24 protein-coding genes are annotated in these 20943 nt (G+C 37.1%); 1 reads left to right on the top strand and 23 read right to left on the bottom strand.

The genetic code is table 11. From position 1 onward, the window contains the following. Positions 1–123: 123 nt before the first annotated feature. From LG276_RS00300 to metG, 17 genes are all read right to left on the bottom strand, one after another. Positions 124–354 (bottom strand): anti-sigma-F factor Fin family protein, encoded by a 231-nt coding sequence (locus LG276_RS00300; RefSeq protein ID WP_095371280.1) that lies wholly within the window; start codon positions 352–354, stop codon positions 124–126. A gap of 76 nt (positions 355–430) precedes the next feature. Further along, positions 431–994: an aminoacyl-tRNA hydrolase gene (pth, locus tag LG276_RS00295; RefSeq protein ID WP_224939127.1), complete on the bottom strand. Its 564-nt coding sequence runs from the start codon at positions 992–994 to the stop codon at positions 431–433. A gap of 74 nt (positions 995–1068) precedes the next feature. Beyond that, positions 1069–1677: a 50S ribosomal protein L25/general stress protein Ctc gene (locus tag LG276_RS00290; RefSeq protein WP_224939126.1), complete on the bottom strand. Its 609-nt coding sequence runs from the start codon at positions 1675–1677 to the stop codon at positions 1069–1071. A gap of 149 nt (positions 1678–1826) precedes the next feature. Next, the gene (locus LG276_RS00285; protein WP_095371283.1) at positions 1827–2780 is read right to left on the bottom strand and encodes a ribose-phosphate diphosphokinase; all 954 of its coding nucleotides are present in this window, start codon (positions 2778–2780) and stop codon (positions 1827–1829) included. A gap of 19 nt (positions 2781–2799) precedes the next feature. Continuing rightward, a complete protein-coding gene (gene glmU, locus LG276_RS00280) occupies positions 2800–4173 on the bottom strand; it encodes a bifunctional UDP-N-acetylglucosamine diphosphorylase/glucosamine-1-phosphate N-acetyltransferase GlmU (protein WP_251163600.1) in 1374 nt (457 codons plus the stop codon). A gap of 209 nt (positions 4174–4382) precedes the next feature. Continuing rightward, positions 4383–4676, bottom strand: coding sequence for a septation regulator SpoVG (spoVG, locus tag LG276_RS00275; RefSeq protein ID WP_095371285.1), 294 nt, complete (start codon positions 4674–4676; stop codon positions 4383–4385). Positions 4677–4909: 233 nt separating this feature from the next. Next, a complete protein-coding gene (locus LG276_RS00270) occupies positions 4910–5284 on the bottom strand; it encodes a RidA family protein (RefSeq protein WP_251163599.1) in 375 nt (124 codons plus the stop codon). A 24-nt stretch (positions 5285–5308) separates the two neighbouring features. Beyond that, positions 5309–6130 (bottom strand): pur operon repressor, encoded by an 822-nt coding sequence (gene purR / locus LG276_RS00265; protein ID WP_095371287.1) that lies wholly within the window; start codon positions 6128–6130, stop codon positions 5309–5311. A 64-nt stretch (positions 6131–6194) separates the two neighbouring features. Continuing rightward, positions 6195–7064, bottom strand: a complete 870-nt coding sequence (ispE, locus tag LG276_RS00260; protein ID WP_224939123.1) for a 4-(cytidine 5'-diphospho)-2-C-methyl-D-erythritol kinase — start codon at positions 7062–7064, stop codon at positions 6195–6197. A gap of 609 nt (positions 7065–7673) precedes the next feature. Further along, entirely contained in the window at positions 7674–7847 is a 174-nt protein-coding gene (locus tag LG276_RS00255) for a small, acid-soluble spore protein, alpha/beta type (protein ID WP_095371289.1), read from the bottom strand. Between the two features lie 147 nt (positions 7848–7994). After that, the gene (veg, locus tag LG276_RS00250; protein WP_095371290.1) at positions 7995–8258 is read right to left on the bottom strand and encodes a biofilm formation stimulator Veg; all 264 of its coding nucleotides are present in this window, start codon (positions 8256–8258) and stop codon (positions 7995–7997) included. A gap of 271 nt (positions 8259–8529) precedes the next feature. Then, entirely contained in the window at positions 8530–9438 is a 909-nt protein-coding gene (gene yabG / locus LG276_RS00245) for a sporulation peptidase YabG (RefSeq protein ID WP_224939121.1), read from the bottom strand. A gap of 203 nt (positions 9439–9641) precedes the next feature. Then, complete coding sequence (rsmA, locus tag LG276_RS00240) at positions 9642–10523, bottom strand: 16S rRNA (adenine(1518)-N(6)/adenine(1519)-N(6))-dimethyltransferase RsmA (protein WP_404293093.1); 882 nt, start codon at positions 10521–10523, stop codon at positions 9642–9644. Next, entirely contained in the window at positions 10516–11076 is a 561-nt protein-coding gene (gene rnmV / locus LG276_RS00235) for a ribonuclease M5 (RefSeq protein WP_251163596.1), read from the bottom strand. The genes rsmA and rnmV overlap by 8 nt, the downstream gene beginning before the upstream one ends. A gap of 240 nt (positions 11077–11316) precedes the next feature. Continuing rightward, a complete protein-coding gene (locus LG276_RS00230; protein ID WP_224939147.1) occupies positions 11317–12519 on the bottom strand; it encodes a G5 and 3D domain-containing protein in 1203 nt (400 codons plus the stop codon). A gap of 444 nt (positions 12520–12963) precedes the next feature. Then, complete coding sequence (locus LG276_RS00225) at positions 12964–13731, bottom strand: TatD family hydrolase (RefSeq protein WP_095371295.1); 768 nt, start codon at positions 13729–13731, stop codon at positions 12964–12966. A gap of 206 nt (positions 13732–13937) precedes the next feature. Then, positions 13938–15899 carry a methionine--tRNA ligase gene (gene metG, locus LG276_RS00220; RefSeq protein WP_404293091.1) on the bottom strand — a complete coding sequence of 654 codons (1962 nt, stop codon included), beginning with the start codon at positions 15897–15899 and terminating at the stop codon, positions 13938–13940. Between the two features lie 518 nt (positions 15900–16417). Between metG and LG276_RS00215 the strand changes: the two genes are divergently transcribed. Next, positions 16418–16708, top strand: a complete 291-nt coding sequence (locus LG276_RS00215; protein ID WP_180317054.1) for an AbrB/MazE/SpoVT family DNA-binding domain-containing protein — start codon at positions 16418–16420, stop codon at positions 16706–16708. A 37-nt stretch (positions 16709–16745) separates the two neighbouring features. Here LG276_RS00215 and rsmI read toward each other — a convergent pair whose 3' ends face one another. From rsmI to holB, 6 genes are all read right to left on the bottom strand, one after another. After that, positions 16746–17621: a 16S rRNA (cytidine(1402)-2'-O)-methyltransferase gene (gene rsmI / locus LG276_RS00210; protein WP_251163615.1), complete on the bottom strand. Its 876-nt coding sequence runs from the start codon at positions 17619–17621 to the stop codon at positions 16746–16748. 5 nt (positions 17622–17626) lie between these two features. After that, on the bottom strand, positions 17627–17896 hold the full coding sequence (locus LG276_RS00205; protein WP_251163594.1) for a GIY-YIG nuclease family protein: 270 nt from the start codon (positions 17894–17896) through the stop codon (positions 17627–17629). Continuing rightward, positions 17886–18626, bottom strand: coding sequence for a tRNA1(Val) (adenine(37)-N6)-methyltransferase (locus LG276_RS00200; protein ID WP_224939116.1), 741 nt, complete (start codon positions 18624–18626; stop codon positions 17886–17888). The genes LG276_RS00205 and LG276_RS00200 overlap by 11 nt, the downstream gene beginning before the upstream one ends. Before the next feature lie 122 nt (positions 18627–18748). Beyond that, complete coding sequence (gene yabA, locus LG276_RS00195; RefSeq protein ID WP_095371302.1) at positions 18749–19105, bottom strand: DNA replication initiation control protein YabA; 357 nt, start codon at positions 19103–19105, stop codon at positions 18749–18751. A gap of 13 nt (positions 19106–19118) precedes the next feature. Beyond that, on the bottom strand, positions 19119–19943 hold the full coding sequence (locus LG276_RS00190) for a stage 0 sporulation family protein (RefSeq protein WP_095371303.1): 825 nt from the start codon (positions 19941–19943) through the stop codon (positions 19119–19121). Further along, complete coding sequence (gene holB, locus LG276_RS00185; protein WP_404293089.1) at positions 19936–20943, bottom strand: DNA polymerase III subunit delta'; 1008 nt, start codon at positions 20941–20943, stop codon at positions 19936–19938. The genes LG276_RS00190 and holB overlap by 8 nt, the downstream gene beginning before the upstream one ends.

The following is a 20943-nucleotide window of genomic DNA, read 5'->3' as shown; positions in this document are numbered from 1 at the left end:
TAACTTTATATATTATTCGATTTTTATAAGAAAAGTCCCTCTATTATCGTACTAAACTTTTTTCCTATCTATCGAAAAGAGTATAAAGAAACAGAAAAATGCTTTGGAAAGTACTCCAAAGCTTTAATGAATTAGAAAGTCTTGCTGATAGTAGTCGGGATTACGCTCTAGTGATTCATGGCAATCCTCACAAATCGCCTTCACGTAAACGTTTCCCGAATTATCATACTGGATCATTTCATGTCTTTCTTCTTCATTTAATTTATGAAAGCCTAATTGCTCTGCTTGAACCGTTTGTTTATCGACAGTCCCTAAAGATACCCCGCAATGGCGGCATGAGTAATGAATAGCCAACAATAACACTTCCCTTTATCCATCAATTGTCATTATTATTGACGGTTTGTTGGAAGGATATGCACAAATCATTATATCATGATTGATTATATACATTCATGACTTGAAGGAAAGGTACATTTAACCATTCTTGACACGCATCAGTACATTTATTAATGACAGCTTTCATTTCGTTCATTTCTTCTTCAGTAAACTTACCAAGTACATAATCCGGGACTTTCATTCCTTGAGGCGGACGATCTATCCCCACTCGGATGCGGTTGAATTCTTGCGTACCGATATGAGCAATCGTTGATTTAATCCCGTTATGTCCACCAGCACTTCCTTTTTGTCGCAAGCGAATCTTTCCAACCGGTAAATCTAAATCATCATAAATAACTACAATATCCTCTATCTCAATTTGAAAATAATCCATCAGTGGTCTAATGGATTCACCTGATAAATTCATATATGTAAGTGGTTTTAATAAAAAAACTTTTTCTCCTTTTACAAATCCAGCACCATACAATCCTTTAAACTTTGATTGATCAAGTGGAATGTCCCACTTTTTAGATAATTCATCGATCACATCAAATCCAATATTATGTCTTGTACGATCATAGGGCTTACCTGGATTACCTAACCCTACAAATAGTTTCACTAAGCACTTTCCCCCTTACCTCAAATAAGGACTGACCCGTTGGTGCTCTGGTCAGTCCCCACCTTAGTTTGGTATTATTCTTTTTCGTTTATAACTTCCGGCTCTTCCACAACTTCCTCTTCTTGAGGTTCTTCTTCCACACGAGGAGGGAGGATAGAAAGAATCGTCTCTTCGGCATCATGTTCAATTTCATACGAGGAGGCACCTTTTAAATCTTCAATAGTGACCACATCGTTTATCTCTAATTTAGAAATATCCACATCAATTGATTGCGGGATATTGCCAGGTGTACCGGTAACGGTAATCTCATGTAGCGCTTGTTGCAAGACGCCACCTTCTTTTACACCTGGTGAGTCACCGACCGTATTTACAGTAACTTCTGCTGTAATTTGTGTAGATTTGTCTACAGATAATAAATCAGCATGTACCACTGTATTCTTTAATGGATCGGCTTGGTATTCTGTTAAGACGACATCGACTTTCTTACCATCAATATCGACTGAGAAGACACCATTTCTACCAACTTCTCTAATCGTCTTAATAAAATCAGCCTCATTAAAGAATATTGGCTTACTCTCCATCTTCGTGCCATAAACAATTGCTGGAACATTACCATCTGCACGAATTTTAGTTAAAAATGAGTGACGAAACTCTTTTCTTTCCTTCGCTTCTAAAACAGTCATTCTAACGTCCCCTTTCATAATTTAAGGCTTATTATTTAAAGATTCCCTAATTAACTGAAAGATAAACATCGCTCGACGTTTGTAAGCAAAATGTCCATTTTTAAACTAAACGTAATGATCCGATAGATGGCATGATGTGTCAGAATTGATTAATCGAACAACACGCTTACAGATTGCTCTTCGTGGACACGAATAATTGCTTCTCCGATAAGAGATGCCACAGATAGCTCGACGATTTTCCCTGTTTTCTTCTCTTCATCAAGAACAATAGAGTTCGTCACTACTAGCTCCTTAATTTGTGAGTTTTCAATACGGTCAATAGCCGGTCCCGATAGAACAGGGTGCGTACAGCAAGCATACACTTCTGCAGCTCCATTTTCCACAAGTGCATTTGCAGCTAAAGTGATTGTGCCAGCCGTATCGATAATATCATCAATAAGAATAGCTATTTTCCCCTCAATATTACCAACAATATTCATCACTTCTGCCACATTTGGCCTTGGACGGCGCTTATCAATGATGGCAATTGGCGCTTTTAATTGATCTGCCATCTTACGTGCTCTTGTTACACCACCATGGTCTGGAGAAACGACAACAATATCTCCTTCTACCTTGTTCTTAAAGTATTCAGATAGGATTGGTACACCCATTAAGTGATCGATTGGAATATCAAAGAATCCTTGAATTTGTGGAGCGTGTAAGTCGAGCGTAATCACACGTGTTGCGCCCGCTGTTTCTAATAAATTTGCAGCAAGTTTCGCAGTAATCGGCTCACGTGCACGCGCTTTACGGTCTTGGCGAGCATATCCATAATAAGGCATAACAATATTGATTGTTTTAGCAGATGCTCGTTTTAGGGCATCAATCATAATTAATAATTCCATTAAATGCTCATTTACTGGATTACTAGTTGATTGGATTACATACACATCACAGCCACGAATACTTTCTTCGATATTAATTTGGATTTCACCATCGCTAAAGCGCGTAACGGAACATTTACCTAATTCTACACCGATAAATTTAGCAATTTCACTGGCAAGTCCTTTATTTGAATTTAAAGTGAATACTTTTAAATTGGGATCTAAATACTGGTTTGACATGATGCGCCTCCATAAATTTTTATTTCTTTTGATTTAATTGATCTACATAATTCTCTTTGTTTACTTGACGAGCACGTGCAATAGATAAGGCATTGCCTGGTACATCATCAGTAATCGTAGATCCAGCTGCAATATAAGCACCTTCACCAATTGTAACTGGTGCAACCAAGTTTGAGTTACAACCGACAAATACACCGTCTTCTATCTTTGTTAAATATTTATTCTTTCCATCGTAGTTAACTGTTATGGAACCACAGCCTAAATTAACGTCTTTTCCGACCTCTGCATCACCAATATAACTTAAATGTGAAGCTTTACTACCCTTGCCAAACTTCGCTTTCTTTATTTCTACAAAGTTGCCAATTTTAACTTCATCATCAATTTGCGATTGCGGTCGAATATGGGCAAATGGACCAATCTTTACTGCCGCACCAATTTCACTATCATGTGCCACTGATTGCCTTATGACCGTTTCACTGCCAACTTGACAGTTTTCAATCTGAGTAGAAGGGCCAATCTCACAATCCTCACCAATAATGGTATGCCCCATCAACATAGTGCCAGGGTAAATAATTGTATCTGAACCAATTTCGACATCCACACCGATATAAGTATTTAATGGGTCAACAATTGTTACACCATTTCTCATATGATGTTCGTTGATACGTTTCTTTAAATACATCTCTGCTTGTGATAACGCCACCCGATCATTTACTCCTAAGGTTTCCTCGAAGTCAGGTGTTTGATACGCAGTAACGATTTCACCTTGGGCTTTTAAGATTTCAATGACATCAGGTAAATAATATTCACCTTGGGCATTATCATTAGATACTTGTGATAGCGCTTGGAATAAAGCTTTGTTATCAAAACAATAAGTTCCAGTGTTGATTTCTTCTATCAATCTTTCTTCTTCTGACGCATCCTTATGCTCGACAATTTTCTCTACATGACCATCAGTATTCCTCACTACACGACCATAACCTGTCGGTTGACCAGTATGCGCTGTTAAAATAGTTGCTTTCGCAGATTGTTCTTCATGATGTTTAAATAACGCTTCCATTGTTTCTGCTTTGATTAATGGTGTATCTCCACATATAACTAGCGTGACACCTTCTTTATCCTGCAACAAATCTTTCGCTTGAATAACGGCATGGGCCGTACCAAGCTGTTCTTCCTGCAAACGGTACTCACTCGCTTCTCCCAGCTGTGATTGAACTAGATCTGCTCCATGACCAATGACAGTTACAATATCTTTTATATCAAGTGTAGATACTTGATCAAAGACGTGCTGAACCATCGGTTTTCCACAAACAGGGTGTAGCACTTTATATAGCTTAGATTTCATCCGTGTACCCTGACCAGCAGCTAAAATGACCGCATATCGATTAGACATTTAAAGTCCTCCAATTAACCTTTTTATCCATTAAAAAATATATCCTAAATAGCATATGATTTCAAGGAATGAAAGGAAAGTACATATTTTTGTCAATTAGAATGACTTTTTCACAAGTCTACACACACCCATCCATTTGAAATAATTTATACACAAAAAAAAGAGCCCATACCTAAGATGTATGGACTCCTAACTGCGTGTCTATTTTTCTACGAAGCACCCGCTTCTTCAAATTCTACTTCCTCTAATTCACCTAAACGATGGTACTCTGCTAATACTGCTTCTTGGATTTTACCGCGAGTCCCGGAATTAATCGGATGAGCAATATCTCTAAACTCTCCATCCGGAGTACGTTTACTTGGCATCGCTACAAATAAGCCGTTATTACCATCAATGACACGAATATCATGAACGACAAATTCCTGATCCAAAGTAATAGATGCAATCGCCCTCATGCGGCCATCCGTATTAACGCGGCGTAATCTTACGTCAGTTACTTCCATTCTGTTCACCACCTTTTCCCAGTAGATAAAATCCTTTACTTACAATTCCACATATAATTGCAAACTCCTTCTTAATTAGAAAAAATATTTCGTAATTTTAGGACAAATGGATGATTTCCATTAAAATTCTTCCAAATACCATTCTCCTTTGACTATTTCGATTTCTTGAAATTCACTTTTGTCTCATAAAAAATACACCATCCTTTCAGAATGGTGTATCTCCCACACGAGATTTACTTCACAAGTGCGATAACTTCTATTTCAATTTTTGCTTCTTTTGGCAATTTTGCTACCTCTACACAAGAGCGAGCGGGTTGGTGGTTATTGAAATACTCTCCATAAACTTCATTCACAGTTGCAAAATCGTTCATATCTTGGATGAAGACAGTTGTCTTGATGACTGTTTCAAGTGATGCACCTGCTTCTTGTAATACTGCTTGTAAATTTTTAAATACTTGATGTGTTTGAGCCTTCACATCACCATCTACCATAACACCTTTTGTAGTTAATGGTATTTGTCCCGAGCTATAAAACATATTATTTACAACAATACCTTGAGAATACGGTCCAATAGCCGCTGGAGCTTCATTCGTTTGAACGATCTTCATAACAATCTTCCTCCCTCTCCCTACTTAATTCCTTTTGAAGTAGTTTCCTTCAGTTACATTAATACGTTTTTCTCTTACATCTACATCTGCTAACTGGACGAGAGATACATACTCATCAACTAAACGTTCATCTGCATTTTCTGATTCTACTAAGACTGCAATTCCAGCTAGTGTAGCTTTAAATTCATCCAGCATACTAATCATGCCATTAATTGTGCCGCCGGCCTTCATAAAATCATCAACAATAAGTACTTTCGAACCTTCTTCTAAACTTCTTTTAGAAAGAACCATCGTCTGAATCCTTTTCGCAGACCCTGATACATAGTTAATGCTGACTGTAGATCCCTCTGTCACTCTACTATCTCTTCTGGCAATGACAACAGGCACATTAAGATAATTAGCGACTGCATAGGCAAGCGCAATTCCTTTTGTCGCAACTGTCATGACCATATCAATATTTTTATTAATATAAGCCGATGCAATTAACTTACCGCATTTTTGTACAATCATAGGGTCGCCTAAAATATCAGTCATATAAAGGTAACCGCCCGGCAAGAGACGATCAGGACTTGCAATTAACTCACATAGTTCAGCAATGATCGGTTTCGCTTCTTCATCTCGTACCTTCACCTGATATCTCACGCCACCCGCTGCCCCTGGAACTGTTTCTAATGTGCCTATTCCGCGAAGCTCAAAAGTGTCTTTTATTATCGCTAAATCTTCGCTAATTGATGATTTAGCTGAACCATATCTTTCTGAGAAAAAGGTTAAGGATACCAATTGTCTTGGATGCTCTAAAAGATAATGTGTCATATCAATTAGACGTTCACTCCGACGAAATTTCATGATTGGCCCTCCTTTTAATTAAAAACCGAATATTATAACGATAATATAACATTATCATACGTCTTTAATCAAGTTTATGCTGTTCTCCAAGGAGTCTAACCGCAAAAACTTGGTCACAAAACCCTCTTAGACCATTATAAATACGGTGCATACGAGAATCATGCTGTGCTAAACCAAATACAGTAGGGCCACTACCACTCATTAGCACTGCATCAGCACCAAATCTCTGCATCTGTTCTTTAATTTGGTTAACCTCTGGATGCATTTTTAACGTCACACTTTCAAGGACATTAGACAAATGTGCGCAAACATCGCTATAAGACTGATCTTCAATGGCCTTAATCATTGCTAAGGTTTGCGGATGTTTAAGTCCCTGTTTATTTAAGCGGCGATACACCTCAGCAGTCGAAACACCGATAAAAGGTTTAGCTAAAATCACCCAACATGTTGGTGGAGCTGGTAAAGCTTGAATAAGCTCTCCTCTACCTGTAGCAAGGGCTGTCCCTCCATAAACGCAAAAAGATACATCTGAGCCGATTTCTGCACCGATTTCCGCTAACTCATCAATCGTTAATCCTAATTGCCACAGCTTGTTTAAGCCTCTTAACGCTGCTGCTGCGTCACTGCTTCCCCCAGCTAATCCCGCAGCAACAGGAATCACTTTTTCAATTGCAATACTAACCCCTTGCTTCACATTAAACCTGTTCTTTAGTAAATGTGCTGCCTGATAAGCTAAGTTCCTATGGTCATCTGGAACAAAGCGATTATGTGAAACAATTTTTATCTCATCTTTATCCAATAACGTTAATTCAAGACGATCTGCCAAATCAATGGTTGTCATAATCATTTCTACTTCATGATAACCATCCTCTCGTTTACCGAGGACATCTAATGATAAATTGATTTTAGCAGGAGCCTTTACTAAAAGTTTCAAACTCTCCACCTACTTTACAAATTTCAGGACGACTCCATTTTTTGTCCTATTTTACCACAAAACAAGAAAAGTAAGACGTATGCAATAATATTATTCAATATTAAGATTAATTTTTTGACATTAGCCTGGGAACAGTCAGCATATTCACGATGAAAAATAAGCAATCGCAAAATGAAATAAACTAAATAAGTACTTTTGTCTGAGCGGTCTTAGTTAATGTACATGCTTTGTATAAAGATTGTAAGAAACAGATTAAAAAGGTGCTCGTCTTGCAAATGAGATTTTGCGTTTCCGGGGAATCATTTTTGAAACCATCAGAGGTATAGATTCCTGAATCGATTTTATCCGCACCCGGACCAACTTCTGAAGTTTGGATTTTTCGAATGGGTTTCTTTTGCCCTAATCTAACTCGATATCACCTAACTCACATCTTCTTCGTTCATCTTCCAGATTCCTGACTCTCGTTCGCCTACGCGTTTGAGATTAAATACTTTCCTTCCAGAGAGTTTAAACATAAAAAATACTCCTCCATAGGTAGCCAGATATTTGTCTACTTATAGGGGAGCATTAGCCTGTTTTCGTATTTGTTTCTTTTAAAAACACAATGAATTATTTTGTCTGATAGGATGCTAAGGCTTTTTCTACTGCTCTTTTCACCATATTGCCAGCATCTTTAGAAGTAATACCGCCCCAACCTTCTTGTTGAACGGTGTCATAAAAGCCTAATTCTTTAGCGAGTTCTTCTTTCATTCCTTCTGACATGATTCGCCTTCTTCTGCTCATCTTGGAATCACTCCTTATTCATTGCTACTCATAGCTTTCCTCAGAAGTAATTCTTTCATGAAGGTAATTACTAGTAGTTGTTTTAACCTTTCTAAAACACAAAAAAGCAGCAAATTGGCTTGCCGCTTTTGTTGATGTTATATAAGGTTAGCTTAAAGCAACTTGTCCTGATGTGTCTTCATAGAAAGTAATTTGAACCGTTTCTGTTAAAACATCCGCATAGCTGTAAGATACGCGTTCAAATGCATTTTCATCTTGATCTAACTCGATGACAAATACAGATGGATACGTTTCAGCTAAAACGCCAGACCGTTCAATTGTCTTTCTGCGTCCGCCATTAGCCTTGAGCATTAGCCTTTTACCAAGATTTGAATCAAGTGCCTTTTTGATATCCAATAATGTTTTTCCCATTCGGTCCACCTCACTATAGAAAGTATACCACTTTACCACAATTAAGTCAAGTAAAATTATTAATTATATCAATAAACAAAAACAGTTGCAACACATTTCGTTCTACTTTTTTTGCTAATTTTCTACATTCCTAACATTCCCCATCTTTTAGGAAATTATGTAAAATTATTGAGAATCTTATTTTTCCACATAAAAAAGAAGCCCAACCGACATTGGCAAGCCCCTCTAACATACCCTTATTTTATCATTTTCCCAATAGGTAAACTCTCTTTTAAAATGACCCAAACGGATCAATAGATTGTTCTTCCTCTTCCTCATAATGGAACGGCATACCCGTCCTAAGCACACCTTTTGTTTCCACCCCACCTAAGCCTCTTTCACCAGATAATGTATTTCTTAACACGTCCCAAACACGAATATGCTCATTATAAGGTGTAAAACTAATCTTACTTACAATATATACCGGATCTAGCGCATGAATATTTACTCTTGATGGAGAACTAGCAAAATTAGCTCCAGCATGAATCAGGGATTCAAAGTGAGATTGACAAGCTCCAGCAAAGATGACAAGTTGATCTAAATGAGGAACCTTCTTCCTGGCTTCTTTCACCGTTTGCACAAAATGCTTAGAATGGCGGTAAGCCTCTATATCTGATTTACTACCCTTTGCCTTTGTATATGCGTCATGGCCAGTAATAACTAAAATATCCGGTCGATAATAATCTACTAACTCCCCAATAACACGAGGCATATCCTTTTCACTTAAGTGTAGACCTGTAACTGGAATACCGATTTTCTCATATACCGTTAAACATTTCTTTAGATACCCTGGATCACCATCAAGATGTAATACCTTCCCGGGTAATTGAAAATAATTAGCTGCTTTACTATATCCCTCTGTTACTGTATATTCCCTTTTCTCTTGCAATAGATGAACATCTTGACGGAATAATTCAAGAGATTGCTCTTCAAGTGTGCGGAATTCCTGCATAATCCTTCGCTGATCAGACTGACTCATGATGATAAGATCCTCATAAGGAGCATCTGCAATGAGCCTTATATCTTCTCCATATAATACCGCCATCTTTTTCCCATCATGCTCTCTTATGTCAATAACTCGGAACATAATATCACAATGATAGGAAACCCTCCCAACGATATCCATTAATTTTATAGTCACTGTCGTCACTCCATTTTGGGCCATTTCCCTGAGTCTGTTTCTTGAGTTAAATTATGCGCCAATGCTTGGACCTGTGCTTCTCTATAACGCCTCTTCACCGTACAAGGAAAAATTGCAAATCCCAAAAACCAAATTAAAAACCGGACTAAACACTTTTAATAAAGTCATTAGTCCGGTTCATATGTGCTAATACCTAGTAGATGCTATGAACTGAAGTGAGGTAGTAATGCGTCAGCCAAACGAGCGAATTCTTCTAACCCTAACGTTTCTCCTCTTCTCGTTGGTTCAACCCCAGCTTGATTTAGTGCCTGTAAAATGAACTCTTTTCTTTCTTTCCCCTTCTCTAACTGACTCGTTAAATTATTGAGGATGGTTTTTCTCCTTTGTGCAAAGCTTGCTCTTGTTACTGTAAAGAAGAAGGCTTCATCTTGAACTTTCACTGCTGGTTGATCTAATTTTGTTAAGCGGATAACAGCAGAATCGACATTCGGTTGAGGAATGAAGACAGACTTAGGAACAATCATAACAGTCTCTGCTTTTGTATAATATTGAATTGCAATTGAAAGGGAGCCATAGCTTTTAGAGCCAGGACTCGCAGAGATACGTTCTGCGACCTCCTTTTGCAACATACATACAATACCTCTAATCGGGAGCTGATCCTCTAATAACTTCATAATGATTGGCGTAGTGACATAGTAAGGTAAATTAGCAACAACCATTAAATCATCGATGTTTGCAAATTCTTGTTGTATCGCCGAAACGATATCAGCCTTTAGTACATCTTCATTAATAACTTTTACATTCGGATATGGCTCAAGTGTATCTGCCAATATTGGTAATAGTCGGTGATCGATTTCAAAAGCTAAAACCTTCTCACTTCTCTTAGCTAATTGCTCAGTTAATGCACCAATACCAGGACCAATTTCAATGGCACCAGACTTGGATGTTAATTCAGCATGATCCACAATTCGATTTAATATATTCGTGTCTATTAAGAAGTTTTGACCTAAACTCTTTTTAAACGAAAAGCCATGCTTCTCTAAAATTGCTTTCGTTCTTATCGGTGTGGCAATATCCTTATTCATAATCAAGCTCCTTGTCCATTTTAGCTACCGCTGCCAAAAAGTCTTTCTTTGTAATTTGAAACATTGTTAAACGTTTATAAAGTTGCTTGCCATTGGCATAACCTATCTTTAAAATCTTGCCTAGCTCTTCACGGCGCATCTTTGCGTCACTGCCACCAATTAAGCCTGCGTCCATTAGATCAGCCTGCGTCACTTCAGACACAGCCTCCTCTGTCATGACATAGGCATGGGAGAGCGCCTCTCGTATCACCTCAACAGAAGCATGCTCTACACCTACACCTTTACCATGCTTAGCTATGGCAAATTGTTTATCAATAAAGGCGTGCTTGCATTGTGGGACATGCTTTGTAATCGTATGTCTAATTTTCTCACCAGGAAAATCAGGATCTGTTAAAACAATAACACCTCTCGTTTTTTGCGCCAGTTTTATTTTTTCTAATGTCTCAAAATTTATGGCTGAGCCATTTGTTTCAATTGTATCGGCATCTAATGCCTTTCTAATCGCGACAGTATCGTCCTTACCCTCTACCACGATAATCTCTTTTATTTTCATTTTAACACCTATCCGTTCACTAAAAACTTCCAATTTATACTTATTCAGCAAACTTATTTTAAAAATAATGAATTATTTGCAAAAAAAGTGAAACATTTCTGTAATGTTAATCGTCTAAATATATATAATGATAGTACAGCAAGATAGCATGCATTTTATTATATATGAAACATCCTTCGAAAGAAAATGCAAATAACAGAAAAAGAGCAGAGGATGAATTCCCCTGCTTACAAACACCATCTAATTAAGCACACGTATTTTCACTTGCTTACGTCCCCAACGATAAGCATCAGATTTACTGGAGAAAAATACGTCAATCTTATTCCCTTTAATAGCAGATCCCGTATCGGAAGCTACAGCATAACCATAACCTTCCACATATACTTTTGTCCCTAAAGGAATAACGCTCGGATCTACCGCTATCACTTTTGCTCCTGGATTAGCTTTTAAATCTAATCCCGTCGCTGTGACACCTGAACAACCATTACAACCTGCAGTATAGGCGGTAGAGCTAACATACATTTCTTTGCCACTAGATTCATTAGTCTCGCCGCGAGATGCCACTTTTGTAACTGGTTGAGATACTTTTGTTCCAACAGCAACTATATGATCTTTTGATTCTTTTACTTTTTCTTCACTAAGTAATTTACGAGAGATTTCTTTTCCATTTTCACGAGTAATTTCAAATTCTTTTTTCAAAAGTCCATCTTGACCTTTTTCAAGAACCTTTTCACTACCCTTTTTCAAGCTGTCGTCTTTTTTAGTTACGACCGCATATTCAATTGGTTCTTCCACTACATCGGTGACCTTTTCAACTCTGATGACTTTTATTACGTCATTTTCTTTGACTGTCTCATCCAACTTTGGTTCAACACGATCTAATTTTCCTAGCTTAATATCTTGTTGCGATAAAAAGTCAGCGACCGTAGTCGAAGTTGACCACACTTCTTCGGTTTTATCATTCGCACCGTCTGCTAATTCAATTTTGAACGCGCGATCAATCTTGATGTCCATCTTACCTGTAATTTTATCACCTAATTTAGGCTTTATGACATCATGTTTACTTAATTCAATATTCTCTTCATCTATCAGCTCTTGCACAGTATCAGCTGTTGTCCATATGACCTCGGAATCTTTTTTGTCGGTAATCTTCACCTGCACTGCAGGATTCCAAACCACTTCCATATTGTCCTTAACGGCTTTATCTACCGAGGGGTACACATAGTCTTCTGAGCGTAATCCTATATCCATTTCGTCAAATATCTCTTGAATGGTTTTTGCGTGTGTATTTATTGTTTGTTCCTCACCATCTAATGTTAGAGCAACGGTTTTCTTTGTCATTTCAAAGATTAAAAAACCGCTAGCTGTAATCGTAACGATTAGACTAGCAAAGATAACTGCCCATTTTTTCTTGCTCAAAGACTTGGATAACAGGTTTTTCATGTAATTTATCACGATGAAAATTGCCTCCTTTTCTCTCGGAGTGATTATATAGACTATCTTGCTGACTGTCAACACTCACTATCTGATTTTTTGGAGGGAAAGATAAAACGGAACATCTCCAAGTATTCCTCTTCCCCTTATAAAGAGTTCAAGAAAAGAGCGTTCACCTTATCATCCACACCCCCTAAAAATACTGAATCAATCGAGCATTTCAGAAGTCAGGCAAACTGATATACCTTCTATTCTCCGAAACACTCTTTTTTCCCTCTTTCCATACAAGAAAAAATTTTTTCTGCACGTACGCTCTATTATGCAGAAAAAGCATTTTTTTGCAAAGTGAGAGATATCGACATGGTTATCCTATGAGGACAGATTCCTGTGTAGAACTTTTTGGTATAAGAAAACATTTGGACAAGCTTCTATTATTTTTGACAATATTTGCTGTCAATTTATAGCGAATAATTTTTTTGCGTTTTCAGTTGTAATTGCCGCAACTTCTTCTACTGGAATGTTTTTAATTTCAGCAATTTGTTCACAGACCAACTTCACATAGCTTGGTTCATTACGTTTGCCACGGAATGGGTGCGGAGCTAAATATGGGCAATCTGTTTCAATCAACAATTTTTCTAATGGAATCTCTGCTGCCACTTCCTTTGGTTTTCTTGCATTTTTAAAAGTAACAGGGCCACCTAATGAAATATAAAAATTCATATCAATGCATTCTTTAGCTGTTTCAGGGCTTCCACTAAAACAATGCATAATCCCACCTACTTCAGCAGCATTTTCTTCTTTTAATATTTCTACGATATCAGCTGTTGCTTCACGGTTATGAATAATAATCGGTAATTTTACTTTTTTCGCCAATTGTATTTGTTGTCTAAACACATCTTTTTGCACATCTTTTGGTGACTTATCCCAATGGTAATCTAATCCCATTTCTCCGATTGCGACTACTTTTGGATGCTTCGATAATTCTTCTATCCAAATTAAATCTCCTTCAGTCATATCAATCGCATCAACCGGATGCCAACCAATGCTCGCATAAAGGAAATCATATTGTTCAATCAGTTCCATTGCTCTTTCAATTGTCGGTCTATCAAAACCAACGACGACCATTTTTTCAACCCCAGCTTCTCTTGCTCGCTTAATCACTTCTGCCAAATCCTCGTCATATTGCTCCGCATTTAAATGAACATGTGTATCAAATAGCATTCTCATTTCTCCTTTTTTATTACTATTTTAGAAAACTAACAACTATGATATTAAATAAACATCTTCCTTCTATATATATAGAGTTAACCTTAATAACTTTATTTAGATATATTATATAAAAATAAAAAACATAGAAATGCATCATCGTCTTTGTAACGGATCACATTTCTATGTTCTTAAAACCTTCTGCTTCCATTAAACGGATATTATTTGACTCTCGCGCCTATTGGTAATGACTCTGCAATTGTAGCTAATGATAATGCGCCATCTTCACTTCCAGCAAGAATCATTCCCTCAGATAATTCTCCACGCAATTTAACAGGTTTAAGATTGGTTACACAAATGACTTTACGGCCAACTAAATCTTCTGGTTTGTAAAACTTTGCGATACCTGAAACAACTTGACGTTTTTCATAACCTAAATCCAATTGTAATTTTAATAACTTATCCGCTTTTTTGACTGGTTCAGCCTCTATGACTTGAGCAACACGTAAATCCACTTTCATGAAGTCATCAATCGTGATTTCCTCACTATCTGGTTTCGCTTGTACTTGCTTCTCTTCTTTTTCTTCTTGAGGTGCATTACCCTGCATTTTTTGCTTAATATACTCAACCTCTTCACTAATTTCAAGACGAGGGAAAATAGGATCACCCTTTTGTACTTTTATACCTTCGCCAATTTTACCAAATGTCTCAATGCTCTCCCAAGAGACGAGCTCTTCTTTGTTTACATTTAACTGTGTAAAGATTTTCTCTGGTGTTCTAGTTAAGAACGGTTGTAATAGAACGGCGATTCTTCTTAACGATTCTGCTAAGTGGTACATCGTCGTTGCTAATTCCTCTTGTGTATTCTCCTCTTTCGCAAGCATCCATGGCTTTGTTTCATCAATATATTTATTCGTACGACTGACCAATTGCCATACAGCAGACAGCGCTACTGAAAACTCCATGTTTTCCATTGCTTCTTCATATTTCCCAACTGTCTCTTCATTCATTTGTACAAGTGCTTGATCAAATTCACCGTTTGAACCACGATAAGTTGGAATGACGCCGTCAAAGTACTTATTAATCATGGCCACTGTCCGATTCAAGAGGTTTCCTAAATCATTGGCTAAATCAAAATTAATACGCTCGATGAAACCTTCAGGTGTAAATACGCCATCAGCGCCAAATGGCACTTCGCGCAATAAGTAATAACGTAACGCATCTAGACCATAACGATCAATTAATGTGACTGGGTCTACTACATTACCTTTAGATTTAGACATTTTTCCATCTTTCATTAATAACCAACCGTGAGCAAATACTTTCTTAGGTAATGGTAAGTCTAGTGCCATTAACATAATTGGCCAGTAAATAGTATGGAAGCGCACAATTTCTTTTCCGACTAAATGAACATCTGCAGGCCAGTACTTCAAATACTTACTATCATTATCTGAGCCATATCCTAGTGCAGTAATATAGTTTGATAAGGCGTCAATCCATACATAAATGACATGCTTAGGATTACCAGGAACTGGAACACCCCAATCGAATGTTGTACGAGATACAGCTAAATCCTCTAACCCAGGTTTAATGAAGTTATTAATCATTTCATTTTTCCTAGACTCTGGTTGAATAAAAGAAGGGTTGTCTTCGTAATATTGTAGTAACCGATCAGCATATTTACTAACTTTAAAGAAATATGACTCCTCTTTCACACGATGAACCGGCCTCCCACAATCTGGACAGTTACCTTCAACTAATTGTGTTTCAGTAAAATACGATTCACAAGGTGTACAATACCAACCTTCATATTCCCCAAGATAAATATCACCTTGCTCTAATAATTGAGCAAAAATCTTCTCAACTACTTCTTTATGTCTTGTTTCTGTTGTACGAATGAAGTCATCATAAGAAATATCCAACTTTTTCCACAAGTCTTGGATACCGCTAACGATTTCATCCACATAACTTTGGGGAGACACGCCTTTTTCTTCCGCTTTTTCTTGAATTTTTTGGCCATGCTCATCAGTACCCGTCAAATACATTACATCATAACCTCTTAGACGCTTATAACGTGCCATCGCATCACCAGCAACGGTCGTATAAGCATGTCCAATATGTAAATTTCCGCTCGGATAGTAAATTGGAGTGGTTAAATAAAAAGTCTTTAATTTTTCCTCCATGTTTATTTCCTCCTCATCTTAAAAAACCCGCCCTTATGACGAGTCTAATCTCTCATATCTGACCATATATTTATTGTTTCTTCTTTGTATAAAAAAAGAATATATATGAGTCATCTTAGCCTCTATCTTCCTCAAAATATACCTAAAAACTTGAATTTGTGCAACATTTCCGAAGGGAGAAGCCATGGTTTTATTACAACCTCCGTGTTTTTTCTAAAGCCTTACTCAAATTAATCCTTCGACAAAAAAATAGACAAATAGGTGAAATTTGTCGAATTATGTCGTTTTGTCGAAACGAGGTATGTACGTCTACTGGAAATTGGGTGAGTTTTTATCCATGACTTTTCCATCATAAACCTTGATAAATCAATAATCCTTCCCATGTTAATAATTTCCACACAAAAATAAAATAAAGTAATTGACGATTATGGCAATGGTTGGTATTATAATATCAACAATGATTTTTGTCGAATAATGACGAAAAAGATAAATAATTAGATAGATGACTGGGAGGAGCAATTAATATGAAATCTACTGGTATTGTTCGTAAAGTTGATGAATTAGGTCGTGTAGTTATTCCAATTGAACTTAGACGTACTCTTGGTATTGCAGAAAAAGACGCATTAGAAATCTATGTGGATGATGAAAAAATCATCTTAAAAAAATATAAGCCAAACATGACTTGCCAAGTAACTGGTGAAGTATCCGATGATAACATCTCACTAGCTGGTGGAAAATTAATCCTTAGCAAAGATGGCGCGGAGCAATTAATTAAAGAAATCCAAAGCAATTTTGAACTAACTAAATAAACAACAAAGAGACTCCTATTTGCGAGTCTCTATTTTTTTACGCTTCATCAATATGATAAATCTTGTATACCTCTCGTTTACTCATATCACGGTCTAGGGCTGTTTGTTTAATGGCATCCTTACTTTTCAAACCTTTTTCTTCTATATAATAAGTAATTTGCTCTTCAATAGATAACCCTTCCCACCACTTACTTTCTTCTACTGGCTCTTTGCAACCCTCAATAATTAAACAAAATTCCCCGCGAATTTCTGATTGGCCTGCCCATTCTACTGCTTCTCTTATCGATCCTCTAATAAACTCTTCATACTTCTTTGTCAGCTCCCTACTCAAAACAATTGAGCGATCGCCTAAGATATCTAACATGAGCTGTAAGCTTTCCTTCAACCTATGAGGAGATTCATATAAAATGATTGTAGAAGATACTTTTGAAAGCGTCTCTAACTCTGCCTTTTTCTGCTTCTTTTGCCGATTTAAAAAGCCATAAAAGAAAAATGGCTGTGTTGGTAGCCCCGAAGCAATCAATGCTGTAAGTGCAGCATTCGCACCAGGTAATGGGACAACAGTGAGCTTCTCTTCAATGGCACTAGTAACCAGCTCATATCCTGGGTCAGAAATGGTTGGCATACCTGCATCACTCACAAGCGCAATTTTCTCTCCATCTTTCAACTTCGCAATTAATTTAAAGCCGCTACTCTCTTTATTATGCTCATGGTAACTAATAATGGGTGTCTCTATCTCAAAGTAGTTGCATAGTTTTTTTGTATTCCTAGTATCCTCCGCAGCAATCCAATCGGCTTCCTTTAATATTCTCAAGCTGCGATAGCTAATATCCTCTAGATTACCTATGGGTGTTGGCACTAAGTAGAGAATGCCTTTTTCATTCTCCATATGGAAACTCTTCTGTTGTTGCATATTACTCACCGACCTTCTTCTCTTTGGGTATTCATCCATTCAATTTTTTTCTGTCTACTCAATCGCTTAAAACGATATTCCATTTTCTGTGCCTCTGACTTACTAGAAAATATTTGATGAAAAATAAGCGTTAGCGGTGCTCTTCCCCTTGTATATTTAGCGCCTTTTCCAGCATTATGCTTTTCTATCCTTTGCATAAGATTATTTGTATACCCAGCATAGAAGGTTCCGTCTTTGCATTCGAGTACGTAAAAGTAATGGGTTTCAGTCTCCATACAACATCAACCTCATTTCCTTTGTATACTCACCCGACGTCTCATAGATATACAATGGCGGCAATATTTTTAAGTCAGGTTTTCCTTTTTTAATGCCTTCCACTAGAAGCACATTCGCTTCTTTCCCTTGCTCAGGATAAACGATTTGTATTCTTTTTGGTTCTATCTCATACTTTCTCATTAATGTCACAAGATCTAACAACCTACCTGGGCGATGAACAAAAGAAACTTTCCCTCCGTGCTTAACTAGTTGACTTGCTGACTGAATTGTATCTTCTAATGTACAGAGAATCTCATGTCGAGCAATCGCATAATGTTCATTTTCATTTTTGTGTTTATTGGTATCGACTGGAAAATAAGGTGGATTGCATGTCACCACATCATACTTAGCATACCCTAATTGCCGAGCAATGCCTTTAACATCTCCCTTTACCACCTTAACTTGATTCTCTAGTTGATTATATTGAATACTTCTATTCGCCATATCAACAAGACGATCTTGTATTTCCACTCCTGTAATCATTCCTTTTGTTCTTGCACTTAAAAACAAAGGTATCACACCATTACCACTACATAAATCTATGATATTTCCTTTTTGTATCGGTAAGTAAGTGAATCGAGCCAATAAAACGGCATCAACCGAAAATGAAAATACGGAAGGACTTTGAATAATTCTCAATCCCTCTGCTAACAAATGATCTAACCTTTCATCACCCTTTAACATAACCATTTCTCTTCCTCCATTACTAAAAAAGCACACTTCGTATCTATCTATCGGTTGAAGCCTCTAAAGCCAAGGACTTCTTTGCATATCTTTAAAAAAACCTTCCTTGTTTAGAAGGAAGGTATCGATTATTTTTTATTTAAAAATGATAAACAGAACAAGCAATCCCCATCTTTTCTAGGACTACCAAAATGAAGATTACAAATATGGAAACCTTCTTGATATAGTCTAGCAAGGTTGTCATAGCCTTCCCCTATATCAAAGAGTTTTTCTTTCTCTGTTTCTTCCTTCTGCTGCTCATTTTTCTTTTCTCGGTCAGATGTTATCTTTAATCTTCTACGTAAATGTTCATTTTCCAACTTCAATGCATTATTCTCTTCTAATACCTCAGCAAGATGCTGTTTCAACTCACCAAGCTGTATATATAATTGACCGATTTGCGATTCCATATTATCTACAGAGTCAAAGATTTCTTTTTTATCCAAGCATTCCACCTCATTAATCTGTGGATTGAACTGACACGGCATTCTCATTAATTTCGTCTAATGTAAATTCTAGCACTCTTTCCTGTTCCTTTAGGTTAACTTGTAGAATTCTTTCAAGTATATTTAACCCTACTACCCTTCCAGAACCTTCCGGTGTCTTTACCCATTCCCCTACATCTGGGAGCTCTTTTTTAGCTGCTTCATACTCGTCATTTTCATATTTCAAACAGCACATTAAGCGACCACATAGTCCAGATATCTTCGTTGGGTTCAAAGATAAATTTTGATCCTTAGCCATTTTGATCGAAACTGGGTCAAAATCACCTAAAAAAGTGGAACAACAAAGCATTCTGCCACAAGGACCTATGCCACCAAGCATCTTTGCCTCATCACGAACGCCAATTTGACGAAGTTCGATTCTTGTCCGAAAAATGGCCGCTAAATCCTTTACTAGTTCACGGAAATCCACTCTACCATCAGCAGTAAAGTAAAAGATGACCTTATTGCGGTCAAAAGTATATTCAACATCCACCAATTTCATATCTAATTGATGCGTAGTTACTTTCTCTAAACAAACTTGATAAGCTTCTTTAGCCGCTTGTCTATTCTCTTCTACAATCATACGATCCTTTTGATCAGCAATACGTAGAACTTTTTTTAAAGGTAGGACTACATCATGTTCTCCAACCTTTTTAGGAGCAATGACAACTTTACCGTATTCTACTCCTCTTACAGTCTCGACAATGACAAAGTCATCCTTTTGTATTTGAAGATCACCGGGATCAAAATAATATATTTTGCCCGCTTTTTTAAAGCGAACACCTACTACATCATACAAATGAAGATCCCTCCTGCATCTTTAACACTAACTGTTCCATTAACAGCTGCGCATTCATGTTTGCTTGCAGCTTCCTTTTTGCATCTAAAACTGCAGACATTTGCTCTGTTAACTTTCTATTAGATGTATGAAGCGCGTGTTGTTCTAGCCAGCTTAGCTCATGCGTATAGGCGAGCCTATCACTCTTATCAAGCTGTATATATAACAAATCTTTTAATAAAAGAAGTAATAAGTCTAAACCTAAATCCTGATGTTCTTTCTCCTTAAAATGTGGAAACCACTCTTCTTGGAGAGTGACCATCGCTTGTAACGGATTTTTTTTAAGTACTTCGTATAATTTTAACACTATTTTTTGCGCTTGTACAAACCAATCATCATTACTATATGCTAAAGCCTCATCCAAATTATGGGTAATTTGCGCGAGTAATGGTGCATACTTTTCTTTCACACCATAATCTACGAATTGTTGTACTAAAAATTTTGCAGCGATTGGCTGAAATGAGATCGTTTGACACCTTGATAATATCGTAGGTAACATTCGTTGAGATTGTTCAGTCAATAGAATTGCTGTTGTATCCATATGCGGTTCTTCCAGAAATTTCAGCAAACTATTAGCTGCGTTTGTTGTCATTCGATCAGCATGAACGATAATATATACTTTTCTACTGGATTCGACGCCCCGTTTTGAAAACTCTTCTTGTAATGACCGAATCTGCTGCTTCTTTATCGATTGACCATCTGGCTCAACAAGATGTACATCCGGATGGTTAAAGTGATTAATCCTTTTGCAGTTATTACATGTTTCACATGGAACATAGTCATTAATTGGAGCATTGCAAAAAAGACTCTTTGCTAGAAGCATACCCGTATCTTTTTTTCCTGTTCCTTTCAGTCCTTCAAAAAGGTAAGCGTGGGCAAGGCGTTCCTTACTTAAACTATTTTTAAGCATCTTCAACACGACTGGCTGTAATTCTTCTATTTGATCCCATGTTTTTGTCAT

Source organism: Cytobacillus kochii (genome assembly GCF_044790165.1).
GTDB classification, from domain to species: Bacteria; Bacillota; Bacilli; order Bacillales; family Cytobacillaceae; genus Cytobacillus; species Cytobacillus kochii.
This window is presented reverse-complemented; position numbering and strand designations above follow the sequence as displayed.

Bases quoted from the DNA above. Each gene is read 5' to 3' on its own strand.
- LG276_RS00225 (WP_095371295.1), bottom strand. From the start codon at position 13,731: ATGCTATTTGATACACATGTTCATTTAAATGCGGAGCAATATGACGAG.
- rsmI (WP_251163615.1), bottom strand. From the start codon at position 17,621: ATGCAACAACAGAAGAGTTTCCATATGGAGAATGAAAAAGGCATTCTC.
- purR (WP_095371287.1), bottom strand. From the start codon at position 6,130: ATGAAATTTCGTCGGAGTGAACGTCTAATTGATATGACACATTATCTT.
- LG276_RS00270 (WP_251163599.1), bottom strand. From the start codon at position 5,284: ATGAAGATCGTTCAAACGAATGAAGCTCCAGCGGCTATTGGACCGTAT.
- rsmA (WP_404293093.1), bottom strand. From the start codon at position 10,523: ATGAATAAGGATATTGCCACACCGATAAGAACGAAAGCAATTTTAGAG.
- veg (WP_095371290.1), bottom strand. From the start codon at position 8,258: ATGGGAAAAACATTATTGGATATCAAAAAGGCACTTGATTCAAATCTT.
- LG276_RS00290 (WP_224939126.1), bottom strand. From the start codon at position 1,677: ATGACTGTTTTAGAAGCGAAGGAAAGAAAAGAGTTTCGTCACTCATTT.
- metG (WP_404293091.1), bottom strand. From the start codon at position 15,899: ATGGAGGAAAAATTAAAGACTTTTTATTTAACCACTCCAATTTACTAT.
- LG276_RS00205 (WP_251163594.1), bottom strand. From the start codon at position 17,896: ATGGAGACTGAAACCCATTACTTTTACGTACTCGAATGCAAAGACGGA.
- glmU (WP_251163600.1), bottom strand. From the start codon at position 4,173: ATGTCTAATCGATATGCGGTCATTTTAGCTGCTGGTCAGGGTACACGG.
- spoVG (WP_095371285.1), bottom strand. From the start codon at position 4,676: ATGGAAGTAACTGACGTAAGATTACGCCGCGTTAATACGGATGGCCGC.
- LG276_RS00230 (WP_224939147.1), bottom strand. From the start codon at position 12,519: ATGAAAAACCTGTTATCCAAGTCTTTGAGCAAGAAAAAATGGGCAGTT.
- rnmV (WP_251163596.1), bottom strand. From the start codon at position 11,076: ATGAAAATAAAAGAGATTATCGTGGTAGAGGGTAAGGACGATACTGTC.
- holB (WP_404293089.1), bottom strand. From the start codon at position 20,943: ATGACAAAAACATGGGATCAAATAGAAGAATTACAGCCAGTCGTGTTG.
- LG276_RS00200 (WP_224939116.1), bottom strand. From the start codon at position 18,626: ATGGTTATGTTAAAGGGTGATGAAAGGTTAGATCATTTGTTAGCAGAG.
- LG276_RS00285 (WP_095371283.1), bottom strand. From the start codon at position 2,780: ATGTCAAACCAGTATTTAGATCCCAATTTAAAAGTATTCACTTTAAAT.
- LG276_RS00255 (WP_095371289.1), bottom strand. From the start codon at position 7,847: ATGAGCAGAAGAAGGCGAATCATGTCAGAAGGAATGAAAGAAGAACTC.